The 20,590-nt window shown below is 38.6% G+C and carries 18 protein-coding genes and 1 pseudogene; 1 reads left to right on the top strand and 18 read right to left on the bottom strand.

What is annotated here, in order from left to right:
• The 16 genes and pseudogenes from AC1DKZ_RS29140 to AC1DKZ_RS29065 form a co-directional block, all read right to left on the bottom strand.
• Nucleotides 1-128 (bottom strand): annotated as a pseudogene (locus AC1DKZ_RS29140) (histidine kinase); the annotation flags it as partial.
• A gap of 243 nt (nucleotides 129-371) precedes the next feature.
• Nucleotides 372-896 (bottom strand): hypothetical protein, encoded by a 525-nt coding sequence (locus tag AC1DKZ_RS29135; RefSeq protein WP_012260416.1) that lies wholly within the window; start codon nucleotides 894-896, stop codon nucleotides 372-374.
• 805 nt (nucleotides 897-1,701) lie between these two features.
• The gene (locus AC1DKZ_RS29130; protein WP_476997609.1) at nucleotides 1,702-2,673 is read right to left on the bottom strand and encodes an ABC transporter ATP-binding protein; all 972 of its coding nucleotides are present in this window, start codon (nucleotides 2,671-2,673) and stop codon (nucleotides 1,702-1,704) included.
• On the bottom strand, nucleotides 2,666-3,658 hold the full coding sequence (locus tag AC1DKZ_RS29125; RefSeq protein WP_001291124.1) for an ABC transporter ATP-binding protein: 993 nt from the start codon (nucleotides 3,656-3,658) through the stop codon (nucleotides 2,666-2,668). The genes AC1DKZ_RS29130 and AC1DKZ_RS29125 overlap by 8 nt, the downstream gene beginning before the upstream one ends.
• Before the next feature lie 27 nt (nucleotides 3,659-3,685).
• The gene (locus tag AC1DKZ_RS29120) at nucleotides 3,686-4,537 is read right to left on the bottom strand and encodes an ABC transporter permease (protein ID WP_002186601.1); all 852 of its coding nucleotides are present in this window, start codon (nucleotides 4,535-4,537) and stop codon (nucleotides 3,686-3,688) included.
• 6 nt (nucleotides 4,538-4,543) lie between these two features.
• Nucleotides 4,544-5,494 carry an ABC transporter permease gene (locus tag AC1DKZ_RS29115; protein WP_002125592.1) on the bottom strand — a complete coding sequence of 317 codons (951 nt, stop codon included), beginning with the start codon at nucleotides 5,492-5,494 and terminating at the stop codon, nucleotides 4,544-4,546.
• Between the two features lie 55 nt (nucleotides 5,495-5,549).
• Nucleotides 5,550-7,139, bottom strand: coding sequence for an ABC transporter substrate-binding protein (locus AC1DKZ_RS29110; protein WP_476997608.1), 1,590 nt, complete (start codon nucleotides 7,137-7,139; stop codon nucleotides 5,550-5,552).
• A gap of 202 nt (nucleotides 7,140-7,341) precedes the next feature.
• Entirely contained in the window at nucleotides 7,342-8,319 is a 978-nt protein-coding gene (locus tag AC1DKZ_RS29105; protein ID WP_431181421.1) for an ornithine cyclodeaminase family protein, read from the bottom strand.
• Between the two features lie 168 nt (nucleotides 8,320-8,487).
• The gene (locus AC1DKZ_RS29100) at nucleotides 8,488-9,540 is read right to left on the bottom strand and encodes a proline racemase family protein (protein WP_476997607.1); all 1,053 of its coding nucleotides are present in this window, start codon (nucleotides 9,538-9,540) and stop codon (nucleotides 8,488-8,490) included.
• Between the two features lie 158 nt (nucleotides 9,541-9,698).
• Nucleotides 9,699-10,901 (bottom strand): L-2-hydroxyglutarate oxidase, encoded by a 1,203-nt coding sequence (gene lhgO / locus AC1DKZ_RS29095; RefSeq protein WP_431181419.1) that lies wholly within the window; start codon nucleotides 10,899-10,901, stop codon nucleotides 9,699-9,701.
• A 58-nt stretch (nucleotides 10,902-10,959) separates the two neighbouring features.
• Nucleotides 10,960-11,898, bottom strand: a complete 939-nt coding sequence (gene glaH / locus AC1DKZ_RS29090; protein ID WP_431181418.1) for a glutarate dioxygenase GlaH — start codon at nucleotides 11,896-11,898, stop codon at nucleotides 10,960-10,962.
• 310 nt (nucleotides 11,899-12,208) lie between these two features.
• Nucleotides 12,209-12,337: a hypothetical protein gene (locus AC1DKZ_RS29085; RefSeq protein WP_476997606.1), complete on the bottom strand. Its 129-nt coding sequence runs from the start codon at nucleotides 12,335-12,337 to the stop codon at nucleotides 12,209-12,211.
• A gap of 92 nt (nucleotides 12,338-12,429) precedes the next feature.
• The gene (locus AC1DKZ_RS29080; protein ID WP_377866687.1) at nucleotides 12,430-12,783 is read right to left on the bottom strand and encodes a DUF3870 domain-containing protein; all 354 of its coding nucleotides are present in this window, start codon (nucleotides 12,781-12,783) and stop codon (nucleotides 12,430-12,432) included.
• A 32-nt stretch (nucleotides 12,784-12,815) separates the two neighbouring features.
• Entirely contained in the window at nucleotides 12,816-14,258 is a 1,443-nt protein-coding gene (locus AC1DKZ_RS29075; RefSeq protein WP_431181416.1) for an aldehyde dehydrogenase family protein, read from the bottom strand.
• 20 nt (nucleotides 14,259-14,278) lie between these two features.
• Nucleotides 14,279-15,607 (bottom strand): 4-aminobutyrate--2-oxoglutarate transaminase, encoded by a 1,329-nt coding sequence (gene gabT / locus AC1DKZ_RS29070; RefSeq protein WP_431181415.1) that lies wholly within the window; start codon nucleotides 15,605-15,607, stop codon nucleotides 14,279-14,281.
• Nucleotides 15,608-15,624: 17 nt separating this feature from the next.
• Nucleotides 15,625-17,049, bottom strand: a complete 1,425-nt coding sequence (locus AC1DKZ_RS29065) for an amino acid permease (RefSeq protein WP_476997605.1) — start codon at nucleotides 17,047-17,049, stop codon at nucleotides 15,625-15,627.
• 304 nt (nucleotides 17,050-17,353) lie between these two features.
• Between AC1DKZ_RS29065 and AC1DKZ_RS29060 the strand changes: the two genes are divergently transcribed.
• Complete coding sequence (locus AC1DKZ_RS29060) at nucleotides 17,354-17,569, top strand: YflJ family protein (RefSeq protein WP_033710642.1); 216 nt, start codon at nucleotides 17,354-17,356, stop codon at nucleotides 17,567-17,569.
• Between the two features lie 162 nt (nucleotides 17,570-17,731).
• On the opposite strand, the gene AC1DKZ_RS29055 is transcribed toward AC1DKZ_RS29060, so the two are convergent.
• The gene (locus AC1DKZ_RS29055) at nucleotides 17,732-18,685 is read right to left on the bottom strand and encodes a TRM11 family SAM-dependent methyltransferase (RefSeq protein WP_476997604.1); all 954 of its coding nucleotides are present in this window, start codon (nucleotides 18,683-18,685) and stop codon (nucleotides 17,732-17,734) included.
• A gap of 172 nt (nucleotides 18,686-18,857) precedes the next feature.
• Entirely contained in the window at nucleotides 18,858-20,447 is a 1,590-nt protein-coding gene (locus tag AC1DKZ_RS29050; RefSeq protein WP_476997603.1) for an N-acetylmuramoyl-L-alanine amidase, read from the bottom strand.
• Nucleotides 20,448-20,590 lie beyond the last annotated feature (143 nt).

Below are 20,590 nucleotides of genomic sequence, written 5' to 3'. Positions count from 1 at the left end.
GTCTGTACATCTTCAACATTTTCTCCACCTGTTAATAATCTCCTGTACTTAAAAGAGTGCCCTGTTAATACTGTTGTAATCATTTTGTATTGCCCTCCTTTTGTTTGATTACTTGTATCATAAAACAAGTATCTGAAGTTGATATGTAGTCTATCTAGAGTGTATGTAAATTTAAAAAATCTCTAATAAAATGTTTATGTTGTAACGTTACCACCAAAACTAGTGCTTCAAACACCATGATTTGAAGAGATAGTCCCTCATGTTCTAGCCTCAATTCCTCCTACAGTTCTATATTCAGTAAAACTAGTTAATCCCTATAATATAAAAAGAGCACCACTTTTTGGATGCTCTTCGTCATAACTATATATTATTTAATTTCCTTCTTTTGTTGGTACCATTTTTCCTTCTTGAGAGTCTGTGCCCTCTGTTCTTTCAACAGTTTTTGCATGTTCTGGTTTTTCAGGGGCTCCCATTTCAAATCCAGATTGAGAATCTGTACCTTCTTTTGTTGGTACCATTTTTCCTTCTTGAGAGTCTGTACCCTCTGTTCTTTCAACAGTTTTTGCATGCTCTGGTTTTTCAGGGGCTCCCATTTCAAATCCAGATTGAGAATCTGCACCTTCTTTTGCTGGTACCATTTTTCCTTCCTGAGAACCTGTACCTTCTGTTCTTTCAACAGTTTTTACGTCTCCTTTAGGAGTTGCTGGCACTGCATCTTTAGGTAAATCAAAGTTTTGTGAGAAAGACGTTGTTCCATCTGCACTCTGTGTAATTACTTGATTGGAACTATTTTCATTTGACTTTAAATTGTCCATTTTCGCATCATCTGCACCTACTGCACCTCCCGCTACCAATCCTGTACTTAAAAGTGCTCCTGCTAATAATGTTTTAATCATTTTTCATTACCTCCTGTTTATTTGTAATATTCATCAAAAAAGTATCTAGAGTTAATGTTTTAGTCATTATCTTTATCTACTTGCTTTTTGATTACATTTAGCATAAGACAAGAATCTATAGTTGATATGGACTGTATCTGGAGATTATGTAAAGAAAAATAGATGATCAATTGTATATCCTAATGGATGCTTAGACAAGATTGAAACTTTATATGAGTTTGAACAATTGAGTTCCCCTTTGTTTTTGGGTGTGAGGTTTTTAACTGGAGTGAAGTGAGGGACTAACCTTTTCTAATATGAAAGCAAACTTTTTATTATTACACTCAAAACACTGTAAATAAAGATGTTAAAAATAAATGAACAAAAAACTACATCTCATTGATGTCCACCCCCTCAGAAGTATGGAAGGGAATTAAATATAATCCTCCCCTGTCTTTATGCATTAAGATAGAAAAAATTATAAAGTGAAACTTTAATCAGTGGGGGTTTTGTTCATCCCCCACTGATTATTAGCCTTCACCAATCGGGCGTTTACGGGCAGTCGATCTCCCACCTAACTTCTTTGCTCCACCTGAATTTTGAGGTGGGAGTTTTACTGCCCGGCAAATAGCGGGATAAATATAGACTTAAATATTTTTTTGAAAGGATATTGTTTAACAAACATAAAAAAGAGCTAAGGCTGTATGAGAACCTTAGCTCTTTTTTATGTTTATTGTTTATTATATAAATTATTTAACGCTACAAGCCATAACCAGCTATCATATTACCAACTGAAATACCACCAGGTTCCCCCGATGCTCTCCCTCTAAAACAAATGACAAGCCACCTCATGCCCCTTCGCAATCTCCACCATTTTCGGTACTTCCTGCGCGCATTTTTCAGTGGCGAATTTACATCGCGTTCTGAATTTGCAGCCGGATGGTGAGTTGAGTGGGCTTGGTACTTCGCCTTGCAGAATGATCCGTTCTTTTCCTATGTTTGTTGGATCTGGTTCTGGCATGGATGAGAGTAGTGCTTGTGTGTATGGATGTGCCGGTTTTGTGTATAAGTCTTCGCTGTCGGCAATTTCTACTATGTTTCCTAAGTACATGACTCCGATTCTATCTGATATGTGTCTTACCATGGATAGGTCATGTGCGATGAATAAGTATGTGACGCCTGTTTCTTCTTGAATGTCCTGCAGCATGTTTACGACTTGTGCTTGGACTGAGACATCGAGTGCTGAGATTGGTTCGTCACATAGGATGAAGTCAGGTTTTACAGATAATGCGCGCGCGATGCTGATGCGCTGTCTTTGCCCTCCGCTAAATTCGTGCGGATATCGATATAAGTGTTCTTCTTTTAAGCCTACTTTTTTGAGAAGGTCTAGAATGATTTCTTTTCTTTCTTCCTCTTTGTAAGAGCCGTGAATGTTCATCGGTTCGCTAATAATTTGGAATACGTTCATTGTCGGGTTTAATGATGCGTATGGATCTTGGAAAATGATTTGCATTCGTTTTCGATATTCTTTTAGTTCACTTTCTTTTAGATCCGCGATATCTTTTCCATCAAATAAAATGTTACCTGACGTTACGTCGTGTAAACGAATAATACTTCTTCCTGTCGTTGATTTTCCGCAGCCAGATTCTCCTACTAACCCGAATGTTTCACCCTTTTTAATTGTGAAGCTTAGGTCGTCAACTGCTTTTAATTGCTCTGTTTTTCTGCTGAATAGTCCTTTTTTAATAGGAAAATACTTTTTTAAGTTCCGAACTTCAATTAAGTTTTCTTCATGCATGGGAATCACCTACTATTTCATCGTTTAGCCAGCACATAGAGCGTCTTCCGTTTCCGATTTCAAAATATGGTGGACGTTCTTTTTCACAAATGTCCATTTTATGCGGGCAACGCTCTGCGAATGGGCATCCTTTCGGCGGATGTAGTAAGTTTGGCGTTACACCTTGAATCGGCGCTAGTCTTTCTTTTACTCCGTTCGATATTTTTGGCAGAGAGTTTAATAAGCCTTTCGTGTATGGATGATTCGGCGATTGAAAAATATCAAGTACATGTCCTTCTTCCATAATAAGTCCGCCGTACATAACGATGACGCGTGTACAGTTTTGCGCAACAATTCCAAGATCATGTGTAATAAGAAGTAACGACATATTCGTTTCGTTTTTTAAATTTTTCATTAAATCTAGTATTTGCGCTTGTATCGTTACATCAAGTGCTGTCGTCGGTTCATCCGCAATGAGAAGGTCTGGGTTACAAGACATTGCCATTGCGATCATAACCCGCTGCTTCATACCGCCGCTTAGTTCATGCGGATATTGTTTTACCCTTTCTTCCGGTGAAGAAAGACCGACTTGTTTTAGTAAGTTGACCGCGATATTTTGTGCTTCTTTCTTTTTCACTTTTTGATGCCGAATAATTACTTCCGTCATTTGCTTTCCAATTTTCACAACTGGATTTAGTGCCGACATTGGATCTTGGGAGATGAGTGAAATTTGATTTCCTCTAATAGAACGTAGTTCTTTCTCCGATTTAGAAAGCACGTTTTCATTTTGAAAAAGAATCTCTCCTTCTTTCACTTTCCCCGGAGGCGTAACGAGAGCCATAACGGATTTCGCCATAACGCTCTTTCCGCTTCCCGATTCGCCAACAATCCCAACGACTTCACCCTTTTTCAAGCTAAATGAAACGCCGCGAACCGCTTCTACTTCGCCGTCTTCTATGAAAAAAGAAGTCTTTAAGTTTTTTACTTCTAATAGTTTTTCAGACACGCTTTTCACTCCCCCTCACTTAAAGCATTAGTTCTCATGATGAGCCCCTTTTGGTGCGAAAGCTTTTTTCAACGCTTCACCGATTACGTTAAAACTTAGTACTGTTAATAGAATAAGGAACCCTGGGAAAAGTGTTAAATACCAAGCTTCACCTATGTATCCTTGCGCATTATTTAGCATGCTGCCCCAAGAAGAATCTGGTTCTCTAATACCTAACCCTAAGAAGCTAAGTGATGATTCCATTAAAATCGATGTCGCAATTGTTAATGTCGCTGCGATTATAATGGTTGATAAAATGTTCGGAATGATGTGTCTTACAATAATCATCAATGATTTTTGTCCCGACACTTTTGCGTATAAAACGTACTCACGCTCTTTTACAGATAACGTTTCTGCCCTTACGATACGCGCGGTATCCATCCACGTTAATAATCCAATAATAAGAACAAGCGTTGTAATGCCTGGTTTTAAATACGCATTTAATAACAGCATTAAAAAGAATGATGGAATTGACATTAAAACTTCAACAATTCGCATTAAGAAGTTGTCTAACTTTCCGCCAAAATATCCGCTAATTGTTCCTACTGCGGTTCCGATTGTAATGGAAACAACCATCGCTAGAAAACCAACAGCAAGGGAAACTCGTCCGCCATATAACGCTCTCGTTAAGTAATCCCTTCCGTAATCGTCTGTGCCGAAAGGATGACTTAAACTCGGTTCTTGTAAACGATCTGGAATCGACATTTTACTAGGATCGTACGGTGATACGAATGCGAAAAGAGACGCGATTGTTAAAACACCCAGTATAATAACTCCCATTACTACAAACTTATTTTTTGTAAAACTATTTTTTATCGTTTGAAATCTCCTATTGTTCATTCCAAATCACCCCCTCATTCGAATGCGTGGATCTACTACGCCATATAAAATATCAGCAATTAAATTACCGAGAATTAACATGAACGATGATAATAATGTGATTGCCATAATAATTGGATAATCAAATCTAAAAATAGCATTTACCCCGAGTGAACCAAGTCCCGGCCATGAGAATACTGTTTCCGTAATAAAAGCTCCGCCTACTAAACTCGGAATAGATAATCCGAAAATTGTAATGATCGGTATTAATACGTTTCGAAGTACGTGATTAAATAAAACTGTTTTCTGTGAAGCACCGTACGCATATTGAATTTGTACGTAATCTTCCTCTAATTGCTGGATGGTACTTGAGCGAATATATCTCATATAAACAGAGATGTTTTGGAACGCTAGCACCATGCAAGGTAAAATGCCGTGCTGGACAATATCCAAGAAGGAATCTTGACCGACTGTGCGCATACCCATACTCGGAAGCATGTTCAATTTTAAAGAGAATAAATAGATTAATAGTAACGCGAACCAAAAGACTGGCATTGAGATTCCCACATAGGAGATGAAGTTCACAATGCGGTCAAAGAACGAGTTCTTTTTCACACCTGTAAATAATCCAAGCGGTATTGCGATTACAAATGAGACGAGTAAAGATGATCCCATTAACCCGATTGTTGCGGGTAATCTTTCTGTAATAAGTTCTAAAACAGGACGATGGTTTTGAAGTGAGTATCCAAAATTCCCTGTTAAAATATTTTTTAACCATAAAAAATATTGCACGTAAATCGGCTGATCTAGTCCTAAACTTTTGCGAATACGTTCAACGTCAATCGGACTCATATTCGGCGTTACAAAGTTTCGAACGGGATCGCCCGGCGCTAGTTTTATTAATAGAAAAGAAATAATAGAAATAACAAATAAAAGCGGAATCGCATTTAAAAGCCTCTTTGCAATTACTTTATACACAAACTTCCCCCCTCAAGATAAAGAAGCTGATTTCCACCAGCTTCTTCATAGTTTCTTATTTCACTTCATAAATCTTCGATAGATCTTCAAACATTGTAACTGGAATTGCTTTTGCTTCTTTTAATCCATCAAACTTTTTATCTACTGCAATAACTGCTTTCGGATATGCGATTGGAAGATAAGGTAAGTCTTCTCTAGCTGTATCTTGGATTTTATGGTATAGCTCTGCGCGTTTCGTTTTATCTGTTTCAACCGCAGCTTCTTCCCATAACTTATCAAAGTCAGCGTTTTTATAACGTGCATAGTTGTATTCTGCATTACTTAAGAATAAGCTCTTATATGAATCTGGCTCTGGTCCCATTATGTAACCACCGAATGTAATGTCATAGTCTTTATTCGCTTTATCTAAGCCTTTTTCACTTGCTGCACTAGCATCTAATGCATTCAGTTCAACTTGTAAACCAACTTCTTGTAATTTTTGTTGTGTATATAGCGCTAAGCTTTCCATAATTTTATTATTCGTTACATACATAACGCGTATTTTTTCTTTATCTTTCACACCAGCTTTTGCTAATAAATCTTTCGCTTCTTTTTGATCATACTTATACTCTTTAATATCTTTCGCATAATACATAGCGTCTGGCGTTAAGATTGAATTTGCTGGTTCTGCAAATTGACTAGAAACGAACGCTGAGTTAATCATTTCTTTCTTATCTAATGCATGCGCAATTGCTTGACGCACTTCTTTTTTCTTCATAAGATCTGTATTAAAGTTATAAGCTAAGTAGAATAATCTACCTTCAGGGAATGTGACCATTGAGAAGTTCCCAGTGCTATCTAATTTCTTAAAGTCTTGCGGTTCGATCATCTTCATATTAATTTGACCATTTTGCAATGAAACGTTTGCTGTATTACGGTCTTTTACAACGCGGTACACGACAGAATCTAATTTCGCTTTACCAGCAAAATAATCATCGAATCGCTCTAGCGCAACATATTCATCTGATTTAAACTCTTTTAATTTAAATGGACCTGATCCTACAGGTTGTAGGTTTTTCTTACTCTTCACTAAATCTGCTTCACCTTCAAATACATGTTTCGGGATTGGGAAGAAATCGTTCATAACCCCTTCGAAAGATGCACTTACTTGTGGTAAAACGAATTGAGTCGTTAGCTCATCCACTTTTTTCACCTCAAGCGACTTTCCTTTAAAAATAAAGTTTTCACGGCTTGAACTATTTTGCTTCTCATCTAGAATAGATTTGAATGTAAATACAATATCATCTGATGTAATTTTCTTACCATCATGCCATTTCAAATTATCCTTTAATTTTAAAGTCCATGTTAATTGATCCTCTGAAGGCGTAAAGCTCTCAGCAAGAACAAATTTTTTCTTACCGTCTTCCATATGATACAGCGGTGCATATAAAGCTTGCTGTATTGTTAATGACACTCGATCATTCGCATAAAGCGGGTTCATCGTATCTGGATTATCACTAACACCAACTGTTAACGTTCCTCCATCTTTCGGAGTCCCTGATTTACTAGTTCCTGCTTGCTTCGAAGAATCTTTCTCCCCTGAGCAAGCCGCTAATGCAATAAGTAATAGTAGGACAAATGGTAATGCAAACAACTTCTTCTTCATATTTCGACCCCTCTCGACTATTTACACCTATAAGAAAACTCGGAATTAATACCGAGTTTTCTTATAGGTTTTAAATTATCACTACCCGTATGTATTGTCAAACTTTTTCGCAAAGATAGACAGTTTGAAATCTATTAATGAATTCTTGCGATAAAATATATTTATGCGGGGGGTAAAATAAAAAGACCACCCAAAGGCAGCCTCACAACTGAATCGTAGTACCCACTCCACGCTCCACCGCTTTTTCATATAAATACTTCGCAACGATAATATCCACTACTGCCAAACCAACCGATTTGAAAATAGTAATCTCTTCATCGTTCTCTCTACCAGCTTTTTCCCCGCTTATAATCTGACCAAGTTCGGCGTGGATGTCGCTCGCTTCAAATAATCCTTCTTTTATCGGAACTTGAAGGTCACCCGTTTCTTCTAGTGCTGCTTCTTTTGATTCGACTACTACTTTGTTTGCTTTAGCGATGGTGTGAGATGGTAGTTCTTGCATGCTCGGTCTAAATGAGCCAACGGCGTTTATGTGGACGCCTTTTTGTAGTTTTTCTGAGAAGACTGGTGTGGATGCGTTCGTAGTTGTAACGATGATTTCTGCTTCACTTATTGCTTCATTTGGATTTGTGTAAACGTAAGCCGGTTTGTTAAATTTCTCTTGTATATATTGCGCGAATGCATAGGCTTTTTCTTCCGTTCGGTTGTATAAAATTACTTTTTCGATATCTCTAACCACGAATACAGCTTCTGCAATTCCTTTCGCTTGTTCACCGGTACCGATAATGCATAAGGTTTTTGCGTTATGACGAGCTAAATGTTTTGTCGCTACTCCTGATAAGGCGCCTGTTCGAATCATCGTTAAGTACGATCCTTCTAAAAGTGCGAGTGGTTCTCCCGTTTGAAAGTCTGATAGCATAACAATTCCGTTTATCGTTTTCTTTCCTATCTTTTTATTATGAGGAGCTACCGTTACTACTTTTAAACCGAGTGCTTCAAGTTCTTCCGCTACTGAAGGCATAATTAACGCGGTATTTTTCTCGTTCGCAAATGGTAATGAGCCGCGAATTGGTGTGATCGTTCTTTCTGCTGAAAACTCTTTTAAAGCAAGCGCCGCGTATTCAATGACTTCGTTCATATTTACTAAGTTTCTTTGTTCGTTTGCGCTTATTACTAGCATATCTTTCCACCTCCTCCTTCTACCCCGTATTAACGGGCAGTAAGACTCCCATCTGAAAATTAGGTTGGACAAAGACGTTATATGGGAGATCAACTGCCCGTAAAAACCCGATTGGTTCAACTAATAATCAGTGGAGGATAAACCCCCTCCGCTGATTAAAGTTTCACTTTATCCTAACAAAAACCCCCGATTCAAATCATCCCTCGGATCTACAACAAACTGATGGAATCCTGTAATAAATGCATTCCCCGTTACTTTCGGAACGACAGCTTCATATGTATCTACCTCTGTTACCGACAATACTTCTCCCTCAAATTGGCCGTCAGTAATGCATTCGTGGATGAACATCTCTCTTTTTTGTAAGGCATCTTTTTCAAAAAGAGTTGCGATTCTTGCGGATGTTCCTGTACCGCAAGGGGAACGGTCTACTTGCCCATCAGCAAAGATCGTTACATTTCGTAAAGTAGCGTCTTTTCCTTTCGGTTCATCTGAGAAAATAACACCATATATCCCTTTTAAATCTTCCTCAAGTGGGTGCTTTACTTCCATTTGGCTTTCAATGTAGTGTTTAATTTTACCGCCCCACGTTTGAATTGCAGCTAAATCTTTGAAATCGACTTTCAAACCAAACTCTTTACTATCCACTACAGCGTAGAATGCTCCGCCAAACGCAATATCTACTTGAAATTCATAGTCATCTATTTTTATAGGAACGTCTTTCTTATATACGAACGAAGGAACGTTTTCAAATGATACTGACTCTACTTCGCTCCCGTTAAATGTTGCGTACGCAATGACTTCCCCGGCAGGGCTATCAATAATAAATTTTTGTTTTTCACCTGTCACTTCAAACATACCTGTTTCAATTCCAACTGTAATAACAGCGATAATTCCGTGACCACACATCGTACTCCAGCCTTCATTATGCATAAATAATACGCCAAAATCAGCATGAGGACTTGCGGGCGGAGTAATGATACAACCGTACATGCCGTGATGTCCTCTCGGTTCATACATAAGAACCTCACGAAGATGATCCAAATGTTCTATACAGTATGCGCGTCTTTCTAATTGCGTTTCTCCCTTTATCTCTGGTACTCCGCCCGTAATAATTCGAAGGGGTTCCCCAGCTACGTGAGCATCAATTGTCGTGTACACTTTACTAACCTTCATTTCTATCTCTCCCCTATATGTTAATACTATTTTCATTGCAAGTATCATGCCAACGCATAGAGTATAAATCTGTATACATTTTTAAAAAAAGCATACACTACTGTCTACTTTTTTATACAGTAGACAGTTAGCGGCCATTAAGCTACAACCAGCCCCGCCCGGGCATCCAAACCTAAAAAAATCCCCCAAAAACCTCAGGGGACCCATCAAACCCTAACCGCCACCACATCCGGCACTTGCCGTACAATCTCCTCACCAATCTTTATACTAGCCGTTGCAGCCGGAGACGGTGCATTGCAAATATGTAGGGAATTGATGCCAGGGATAATGCAGAAGTCATCAACCATATTTCCGTTTGATAAAATGGCTTGTGCCCTTACACCTGCATGTGTTGGCACGATATCTTTCTCTGTAAGTTCTGGTATTAAGCGCTGTAAGCTTTTTAAAAATGATTGTTTACTAAATGAGCGCACCATTTCTTTTATGCCTTCTTTCATATTTGGCATCGCCATTTTCCAAAAGCCTGTGTATGTCATTGTTTCCATGAAGTCTTTTATATCGAAGTCCGTTTTCGTATAACCTTCTCGCTTAAAGCTTAATACTGCATTTGGTCCTGCATGTACGTCTCCGTTTATCATTCTTGTGAAATGAACGCCTAAAAATGGGAATTCTGGATTTGGAACTGGATAGATTAAATGTTTTACGAGATGGCGTTTTTCTGGGACAAGTTCGTAATATTCACCACGAAACGGAACGATTTTCATATCCGTTAATATGCCTGTCTTTTTCGCAATACGGTCACTATGTAAGCCGGCGCAGTTAATGAGAAATTTCGTTTTAAATACACCTTGATTTGTCTCAATTGTTACGGCGTCTTTTTTCTCCGTAATACGCTCTGCCGCTGTTCCTAAATGTACTTCTCCCCCGCTTTCTTGGATCAAACGGGCAAATGCATAACTTACTCCTTTATAATCAGCAATTCCGCAAGAAGGAACACGGATTGCGCCAAGTCCTTTTACATGCGGTTCAATTTCAGCTAATTCTTCTTTATCTATTTTTTCAATATGTAAATCGTTTTGTAAGCCTCTTTCATATAAGTTATGTAAAAGAGGAAGTTCGTCCTTTTCTGTAGCGACAATTACTTTTCCGCACATGTCATAAGCGATGTCATTTTCTTTACAAAATTGAACCATAGCTGCGTTTCCTTCTTTGGCAAACTTCGCTTTATAACTCCCTGGTTTATAATAAATTCCAGAGTGAATTACTCCGCTATTATGTCCAGTTTGATGATGTGCAAGTTCCTTTTCTTTTTCAATGATCGCGATTTTCGCACGAGGGAATTTTTTCGTTAAAGCCATTCCCGTTGAAAGCCCAACAATTCCTCCGCCAATAATTATAAAGTCATACATCCTACTTCCCCCTTAATATGATGAAAGGCAGGCCTTTTTTAAGACCCGCCGTACAAACTTATTTAGAAAAACAACCACGTTGACGCATTAGTTCTCTATATAAATCTTTATTTTTTTCAAATGCAGCTCTTCCGTGCATCCAAAATAAGTTATTTAAAAGAACTAAGTCACCAATTGGTAATTTCAATGCATGTGTTGCTGGTGAGTTTTCAACAGAATATGATAAGTCTTTCAGATAGTTTGCTTGTTCAATATTATCTGGATAAGCGAACTGATCAATAAAGCAAATACATGGTGCGTTATTTACATCAAAAAATGTTTCACGATAGACGATTTCTTGCGCATTTTTACTTGGTGGTGCTTTATACGTAACTTTAACAGATGCGAGTGAATGATTTCTAAACTTTTGAAGGTCTTCCCAATCGTCTAAATGTAGTAAACGTGATTCCCCTCCTACTGCATTTTGCTCTTCAATTTTCATCATAAGAAGCCAATCTGTCGGTTCATCAACGAATGTACCGTCTGTATGAAGTGTAAACAATCGGTATGCTTGACGAAGGTAAGAATCACTACTATCCGTATCTTCCACATTAAACCTAGCATAATACGTTCCTGTCATTGCATCAAAGTTTGGCTCCCCGATTAAATGTGTTAATGCTGTTGCAAATTTCACATAGTCTGCTGGATCTGCCGTTTCACCTTGCACCCCAATCGTAAATCCGCCCGTTTCACGGTCATGAATAATGCCGCGAATGTTATCCATAAATGATTGCCCAAAAATCTTTCTCATTCCATCCGCAAGATTAAATCGAGAATAAGGAATATATTGCAGTGACTGCTCTGAATGCTCTTTTACCTCTTCAAAAAACTGCTTAAGCAATTGCTGGTTTAGCGTAATATGATATAAACGTTTATGCTCTGGATGAGGAGCAATTTCATACCCCTCATATTTCTTTGCAAATTTCATCTTCGCATTTTGTTCTGTAATAATCGACATTTTAATTCCTCCCTAATTTAAATATGAAGAACGTATTGACGCTTTTTACAGACAGTTATCCTTATCTTCTTATACTGAGATTCGGTCTTACTGTCCTAACAACGAAAAAGCCAGTTATACGCATACCACGACATAAAATCGTAGAAACGTACAACTGGCTCATAATTACGAATGTTCTTTAATCTCTTAAAGTACAATAATAATAGACAGTTTTTATGAAAATATTTGTAAAACAGGAAAGCAAGATCGGATATAGAGAAGGCTAATTTCTCGTATGGATCTTATCAATTAAATAATAATTCAAAACATTCTAACTGTCAATTCGTTTTTTACTATTTTCTCGACATACTTTACACATTTTACAACTCCCTTTACTTTCTGCACACCCTCTTTTTTTCGTCTCTAGTTTTACAACTTGAACTTCATTTAATTTTTTCATCTTTCTTACCTCCCAAATAAAATAAGCCAGTCGTATCCCGTTAACGGGAATACAACTGGCTCTCGTTTATGGCTATATAAACTAGACAGTTTTTATGGTGTTGTTTCCTCGTACTCTCCTCTGGGCTGTTCATCATTTAAATAACTTACGTATTGGCGATGTAAATCCTTTACCGCACTAACGATAGCATTTTGCGCTTTTCCTTGATAATGGTCCATAATATCTTGAACGATTTCTTCAATACCATCTTGCAAACTATGTCCTCTCAAAATTTGAGCGACGAAGTCTCTACCGTGCTCTGTCGCAAGCGTACATGATGCTTCAATAATGACGTGATATTTATGATCTGCCTCAATTGTAATCGTTAATGTTTCATACATACTGCGAACAGCCATCCCTTTCGGAAGTCTCGAATGTCCTGCCATAAAAAATGTCCCTTTACGCATATTTCATCCTCCGTTACTATGTTTTTAGTTACTTATACTTGATCTACGTATACTGTCTTTATTCTCGTATAAAATTCTTTCGCCGCTTTTCCTTGTTCACGCGGTCCAGCACTAGAGTTTTTCATTCCGCCAAACGGAACTTGTGGTTCTGCTCCTGCAGTTTCTGAATTCACATGAACCATTCCAACTTCCATATCATCAATAAACCTTTGCGACAAACTTAAATTATTCGTACAAATCGATGCACTTAGTCCGTATTCTGTATCATTCGCTAAAGAAACTGCTTCTTCATAACTATTCACTTTAAATAAACATATAACAGGACCGAAAATTTCTTCTCTCGCAATGCGGGCATCTTTATCGACATTTTCAAAAATAGTCGGTAAAACATAGCACCCTCGCTCCAGCCCAGATTCGCCTGGCACGCTGCCTCCATACAGTAAAGAAGCTTCTCCTTTTCCTACTTCAATCATCGATAAAATAGATTGCTGCTGACCCTTGGAAACACATGGACCCATAAATGTATCCGGTTCTAACGGGTTCCCAACTGTAAGAGCTTCTGTACGCTGCAACAGTCGACTCTTGAACGCTTCATAAATATCCTCTTCGACTATTACTCTACTTGTTGCAGTACATTTTTGCCCCGTTGACATAAACGCACCTTTTATCGCAATAGTTACTGCCTTTTCAATGTCAGCATCTTTTAATACAACTAACGGATTTTTCCCGCCCATCTCTAATTGCACTTTTTTCCGCGTTTCAACGGCTGCTTTCTGAATGATATTTCCAACTTGATTAGAGCCAGTAAAGGATACCGCTTTTATATCAGGGTTTCCCGTTAATTCTGCTCCAACTTCAGATCCTTTGCCGAACACACAATTTATAACGCCCGCTGGAATGCCTGCCTCATGAAAAGCATTCACAAGATGATACACCGATTTTGGCGTAACTTCAGCTGGCTTAATGACAATCGTATTTCCGTAAATAAGTGCCGGCGCCATTTTCCAGGCCGGGATCGCAATTGGAAAGTTCCACGGCGTAATTAATCCGACTGGTCCTACTGCCACACGTTTACTATAGAGCATTGTACTTTCATTAGCAGACGGGATAATCTCTCCGATCGGCTGATTTGCTTCCCCGGCATAATATTCAAGAATGCTAATCGCTCGCTTCGTCTCTCCTATTCCTTCTGCAATTGTCTTTCCTTCTTCATTCGTTACATCCCGGCCAATTTCATTTACCTTTTCTTTTAAAATAGCTGCCGCTTTCCATAAATAGCTTGCTCTTTCGTGAAACGATAACTTTTGCCATTTATGAAAAGCTTCTTTCGCTGATGCGATTGCAACTCGTGTATCTTCTACTGAACTAAACGGGAATTCACCTAACACTTCCCCGTTATGCGGAGTATAATTTTTCACATATGCATTCGTGGAAGGTTCTCTCCACTCACCGTTTATATAATTGAAAAACTTCATTCCCCTGCCCCCACCATTTTTTATTTTGATAGTTTCGCAATAGCAGCTTCTAAAATAGTAAGCCCTTCTTCAAGCTGTTCATCCGTTATAACAAGAGGCGGCAAGAAGCGAAGTACGTTACTATAAATACCAGCGCTTATCGTAATCACCCCTTTACTATGCGTTTCCTTCATAATCGCTTTAACTTCTTCCGCTGCTGGCTCTTTCGTCTCTTTATTTTTTACAAGCTCGATTGCAGTCATAGCACCAAGGCCCCTGACATCACCAACTAGTTCATATTTCTCTTTCCAGCTATTAAACACTTCCATCATGCGCTCGCCAATTTCTACAGCGCGATTTACTAAATTCTCTTCTTCGATTACATCTAAAACAGCTAATGCAGCCGCGCAAGCAGCTGGACTTCCTGAGAAAGTACCACCTAATTGACCTGGTCCAGGTGCATCCATCAAATCCGCTCTTCCTGTTATCGCGCTCAGCGGCATGCCAGCAGCAATCGATTTTGAGAAAGTCATCAAATCAGGAGCTACGCCGAAATGATCCATTGCAAATAAGCTGCCCGTACGAGCGAAACCAGTTTGAATTTCATCCGCAATCATAATGATTCCGTACTTATCACAAATATTCCGAACACCTTGCATGAACGTAGTCGTCGGAACGATAAATCCGCCTTCCCCTTGAAGCGGTTCCAAAATAATCGCAGCGATATTATCACTTGCTACTTCCTCTAACATAAAGCGTTCGAAATACGCTAAAATTTGCGTGTCTACTTCTTCTTGTGTTAGCCCGTCGTCAGCGCGGTAATAATACGGATATGGTAATTTATATACTTCTGATGCAAACGGTCCAAATCCATGTTTGTACGGTTTCACCTTACTTGTCAGTGACATCGTCAAAAGTGTACGCCCGTGATATGCACGCTCAAACGAAACGATCGCGCTTCTTCCAGTTGCTTTTCTAGCAATCTTCACCGCATTTTCTACTGCTTCAGCTCCGCTATTCGCAAACATCGTTTTTTTCTTGAAATCACCTGGCGTTAACTCATTCAGTCTTTCCGCCAGTGTAATATAACTTTCATACGGCGCTACATGAAAACAACTATGAATAGAAGATTCCACTTGATCTTGAATCGCCTTTACTACTTTCGGATGACAATGCCCGACGTTTTGCATGCCAATTCCGCCCGCAAAATCAATTAACTCATTACCATCTACATCCGTAATAATCGCGCCTTTTGCTGATTGCACATACAACTCTGTAATATTGTAAGGCCCTTCTGGCACCGCATTTTTTCTTCTTTCATGTAATATGCTAGATTTTGTAGTTGTAATATCCTTCTTCTCTTTCAACATGGTACATACCCCTTTTCTTATTTTTCTTCTAAACTAACTTCCGAATCTTTTATCATCGTAAAATCATTCAACTTTTGCTCATCTAACTTTCTAACTCTTAGGAAATAACTTATTATTACTAGAATCGTAGCTAGTAATGTCATGTAAAACTGCATCCGCATATCTACTATAAATGCTTGTGAAACAAATATCGTAATAATCATTAGAAGCGTTGCATATGTGAGATAAGGGAATAGCCACATTTTCACTTTCAGCTTTCCAGCCCCTTCTCTTTCCCTTTCTCGCCTTAACTTGACATGTGAAATGGCAACGAACATATACATAAGCATCGTCACCCCGCCTGAACTATTCGCTAAAAATGCGAACAATTTATCAGGAGATATGAATTTCAACATCGCGCAAATAAATGCAAATACGATACTTGCATAGATCGCTACAACCGGTGTCCCTCTACTATTTAATCGTGAGAAACTAGCCGGAGCATCGCCTTTTTTAGCAAGTGAAAATAACATACGCGAACTCGTATATATACCTGAGTTCATAACGGAAAGTAGTGATAAAAATACAACACCATTCATAATTTCTGCGGCTGCAGGTACTCCTGCCATATTAAATAAACTTGCATACGGAAGTTTTAATAACTCCTTATCCGTCCACGGAATAAACGTAACTAAAATCGTTACCGAACCTACGAAGAAAAGCATAAGGCGCCATACAACGCTATTAATAGCTCGTATAACATTCTTCTCTGGATTTTCCGATTCCCCGGCTGCAATCGCTGCTACTTCGCTTCCCGATAAAGAGAAAGAAATAAACACAACGCTCAGTAAGACAGGGACAATTCCATTCGGGAAGAAACCACCGTGCTCCGTAATAATAGCAAGACTCGGTCTCTCCACCCCTGGAACAAGACCAAAAAACATCGAAACGCCTAAAATTAAAAACGCAACAATCGCAATAACTTTAATAAACGCTAACCAATATTCAAACTCACCGTAGAGTTTTACTGAATATACATTCGTCATCGTCATTAAAAGAACCATACATAAACTCGCAATCCATGCTGGCACTGAAGGGAACCAATTGTTAATCATCACGCCTAAAAGCACCGCTTCGATTGCAATAATAATGACCCAGTTAAACCAATATAACCAACCAATCGTATAGCCTGCCCACGGCCCAATTGCTTTGTTCGCATACGTTGCGAAAGAACCGCTATCAGGATTTTCCGCTGCCCTCTCTCCTAACATCCGCATCACGAGCACAACCATTAAAGCGCCGATAATATAGGACAAAATCGCTGCTGGACCCGTCGATTGAATAATCGTTCCACTTCCTACAAACAAACCGCCCCCGATAACCCCGCCAATCGAAATCATTGTTATATGCCGAGTTTTTAAATCCTTCTGTAACTCCTTTTTCTCTTTAGCCAAACAATTCACCAGCCCCTCCATTAGCGTGAACGTACACCATCAACCTTGATAACGCTTTCTAAAAATCCCCTCCTACTTCTCAAGAAATAATAAAAAGAGCCAGAAAAACAATGTACACATTTACATTGGATTTTACTGTCTCTATCCTTATGGCTCGTCCTCCTGCTAAGGAAGTTCAAGTGGAAAGAAGCTCCGCTATTCAATTGAACAAAAGTAAACCCGGGCTTACAGAGAGGCTAATCACTGTCATCCGATAATAAGTTAATCATAATACAATAAGACTGAATATTCAATATTCATTTCCGCAAATTTCATGAATAAAAAAAGAAAATTCTCTTACCTCGCCACATATACTGTTCAAAAGAAAAAAGGAAGTGATCCAATGTATTACGGAACAAAGGGCTGGTACGTAGCTGAGCTTAAAAAATTAGGTGTTCGCTATCATGAAGGACGAAAACTAGAAAGTTACCGCGCACACGTATTACGCAATTTATTAATCGCACAACAAGAGACAACGAAAGAAGAGTAATCTGATATCGATTGATTCTCGGAATATATCGGCGTTTCGACATGGAATATCGACTTATCAACAAATCCTGCCAAATCATCCCTCCACTCCACCAACCAATCACACATCAAGCTACAATAATACAAACCAAAAAAGGTCACCCAAACGGGTGACCTTTCTTTCTTATTCACAAACAAGAATTTGTCTAGAAAATGATCCTTTTCTTGTGATACAGCGATCTGTAATTTCAAATCCTGCTTCATGGATCATGTCGTCCATTGTTTCCATCGTGACAACGACTACCTTTTTTGCAATGCGGCGCGCACTTGAAAGAATTGAGAGTTGATCTTCTGGTGTTGCGTGCGTAAATAGGTCGTACGGCATATCGATAATTGCGACGTCGTAGCTCTCAGTAATTTCTTCAATTGGACCTTTTGTTACTGTTCCTTCAAACCCGAAATGTGCGATGTTTTTTCTCGTTCCAAGAACTACAAGTGGATTAATATCTCTACCAACGATGTTAATTCCCATAGAAAGTGCTTCTACTACTACTGTTCCAATTCCGCAGCACGGGTCAATCGCTCGTACTCCCTCTGGGTTTGGTACAGCGATATTTGCGACAGCTCTAGCAACACGTGTGCTCAGTGATGTCGAATAGCTATGCGGTTTTTTTATGTGATGATACCAAACCGGATCACTTTCTACATAGTGCCCGAAGTACCAGCGTCCTCCAAGAGGAACAATCCCGAATACACGCTCTGGATTACGAACATCCGCTTCTCCTTCAATATGCATACCGAGGTCTCGTTCAATAAGGCGTCTTTCTCCATATTCAATTTTATTTTCTTTACCAAGATCATTGATTTTAACGAAGATAACTTTGAATGTCGCTCCCGCTAAATCAATTTGTTCCACTTGTTCTAAAATGCTTTCTAAGTCGTCCCCTTCATACATAACCTCGACGCGCTCTTTAATAAACGGACTTCTACTCGGAGCAATCTTGACTTCACTTTTTAAAATATTAACGTGAGACTCCATCCCAAAGAACGAGCGCATTTCCAAGTAACATAAAGCACGCTCCTCTTCGCGAAATGCATACGTATATATACATGCAGGTGTTTTACTATGATTACTCAATCTATTATCATCCTTTATCGTTTAAAATTGTTATGATCACAATTACTCGAATACTTTTTCACGTAAAGTTAAATGATATCATATGCCCGAAATAAAGAGAAACCTTTATAATTCATTTAATAAATAAAAGAGACTGCATCTCAGCAATCTCTTCTATCATTTTCTCTATTTATTAACGGTACGAAGATACGTCATTACCCATTGCTTCGTAGTAATCTAAAATACCTTGATAAATAGCTTCTGCTGCACTTTGTCTCTGTTCTGGTGTAGCAATTTTATCTGCATCGTTTTTATTATCTACAAATGCTAATTCTGCTAATACAGCTGGCATCGTGTTTTCTCTAATTACATATAAATCGCCTTTCTTCACACCGCGATCTTTTGTTCCAAGTGCATCTACAAGACGCTCTTGAATCTTCTCTGCTAATAAACGACTTTCTGATACATTCGGGTTTGTCCCTCTTGCTGTCGCTGATTCATAGTAGAATGTTTCTGTACCTTGTCCATTTTTACTTTCCGTACCATTACCATGGATACTTACAAAGATATCCCCATTATTTTTTTGAGCAAATTCTACACGTTTCTTTAAAGAATCAGAAGCACTTGTTCCTGGACGTGTATCATCTGTACGAGTGAATAACACAGTAAACGGTGTCTTTTTCTCAAATATTTTCTGTAATCGTAATGATACATCTAATACGGTTTGACTTTCTTTCTCATAATAACCAGGATTCCCTGAGTCAATTCCCCCATGACCTGGATCAATAATAATCGCTTTACCTTCTAGGAAGTTACCTTGCTTCACTGGGTTTAATTGATTTTTATCCACCCATTGGAATCCAGCTCCCATACGGATACGAATCCAGCTATCTTTCTCTTCAATAACAGTTACTTGTTGTGCTTTATGTGTGCCTGCCACTGTAGACGTATGTGAAGCTTCTTGATATGTAGTGAATTCTTGATTAATAGACTCTGTTTTTTCTTGTAATGGTGTCCACTTCTCACCTTTACTTGTTACAACCTTCAACCAACCGTCCGCTCTTTGCTCTTTCACTTCAAGCATTTGTGGCTTATGTTGAGTGTCAGTAATACCAGATGATAACGATGCTTGATGATATGTAATAAAGTTTCTATTCATATACATTCTTTTCGATGTATTTGTTTTATTTTTATCTGCCATCGCGATGAACTGAGCTGCTTCAGCACGACTTACAGTACCGTCAGGATTCCAGCCATTTCCTGTACCCATTGAAATCTCTAAAGCTACTAAAATATTAGCTTGTTTCTTACCCCAATGAGGTTCCAAATCTTTAAACTGCGTTGGAAGTTCTCCAATAATTTTCTTATCTAATGAATATGCTTGTACAAGCATAGATGCCATTGATGCACGGTTAATTTGGCTTGATGGATTGAATTTCCCAGTACCATCTCCATTAATTACACCCGCTTTTTCTACCGCGGCAATATATGGTGCTGCCCAATGGTTTTGCGAATCTTTAAAAGATGGTTTCGCTTTTGGATCAATTGGTAAGCCAAGAACTGCTGCTAATATTTTTGCAGCTGATCCTTTATCTACTGCTTCAGATGGAGAAAACGTTCCGTCTGGTTTTCCATCAAGCGCTTTTTTCCCTACTAAATAGTCAACCGATTCCTGCGCCCATGTAGGAACATCCGAAAACTTCTTCCCTGCTGTGAAACTACTAACTGGAGACGATAATAAACTTGCGGCTAAAATACCAGCCGCGACTGCACGATACTTCATATAAAATAATACTCCTCTCAAAAATCTTTTACAATAACGCGTAATCTTAATATACAAATTATAACAAATACGAGCAAAAAAAAATTAGTGCGCCTCTATCATTCTATAATACTAGAATTCTGTAGTAAACCCACTTTCTTAAT

This window comes from Bacillus sp. 05T21 (assembly GCF_056396785.1).
Note: the sequence above shows the minus strand (reverse complement) of the source record. Positions and strands in the feature narration are given on the sequence as shown.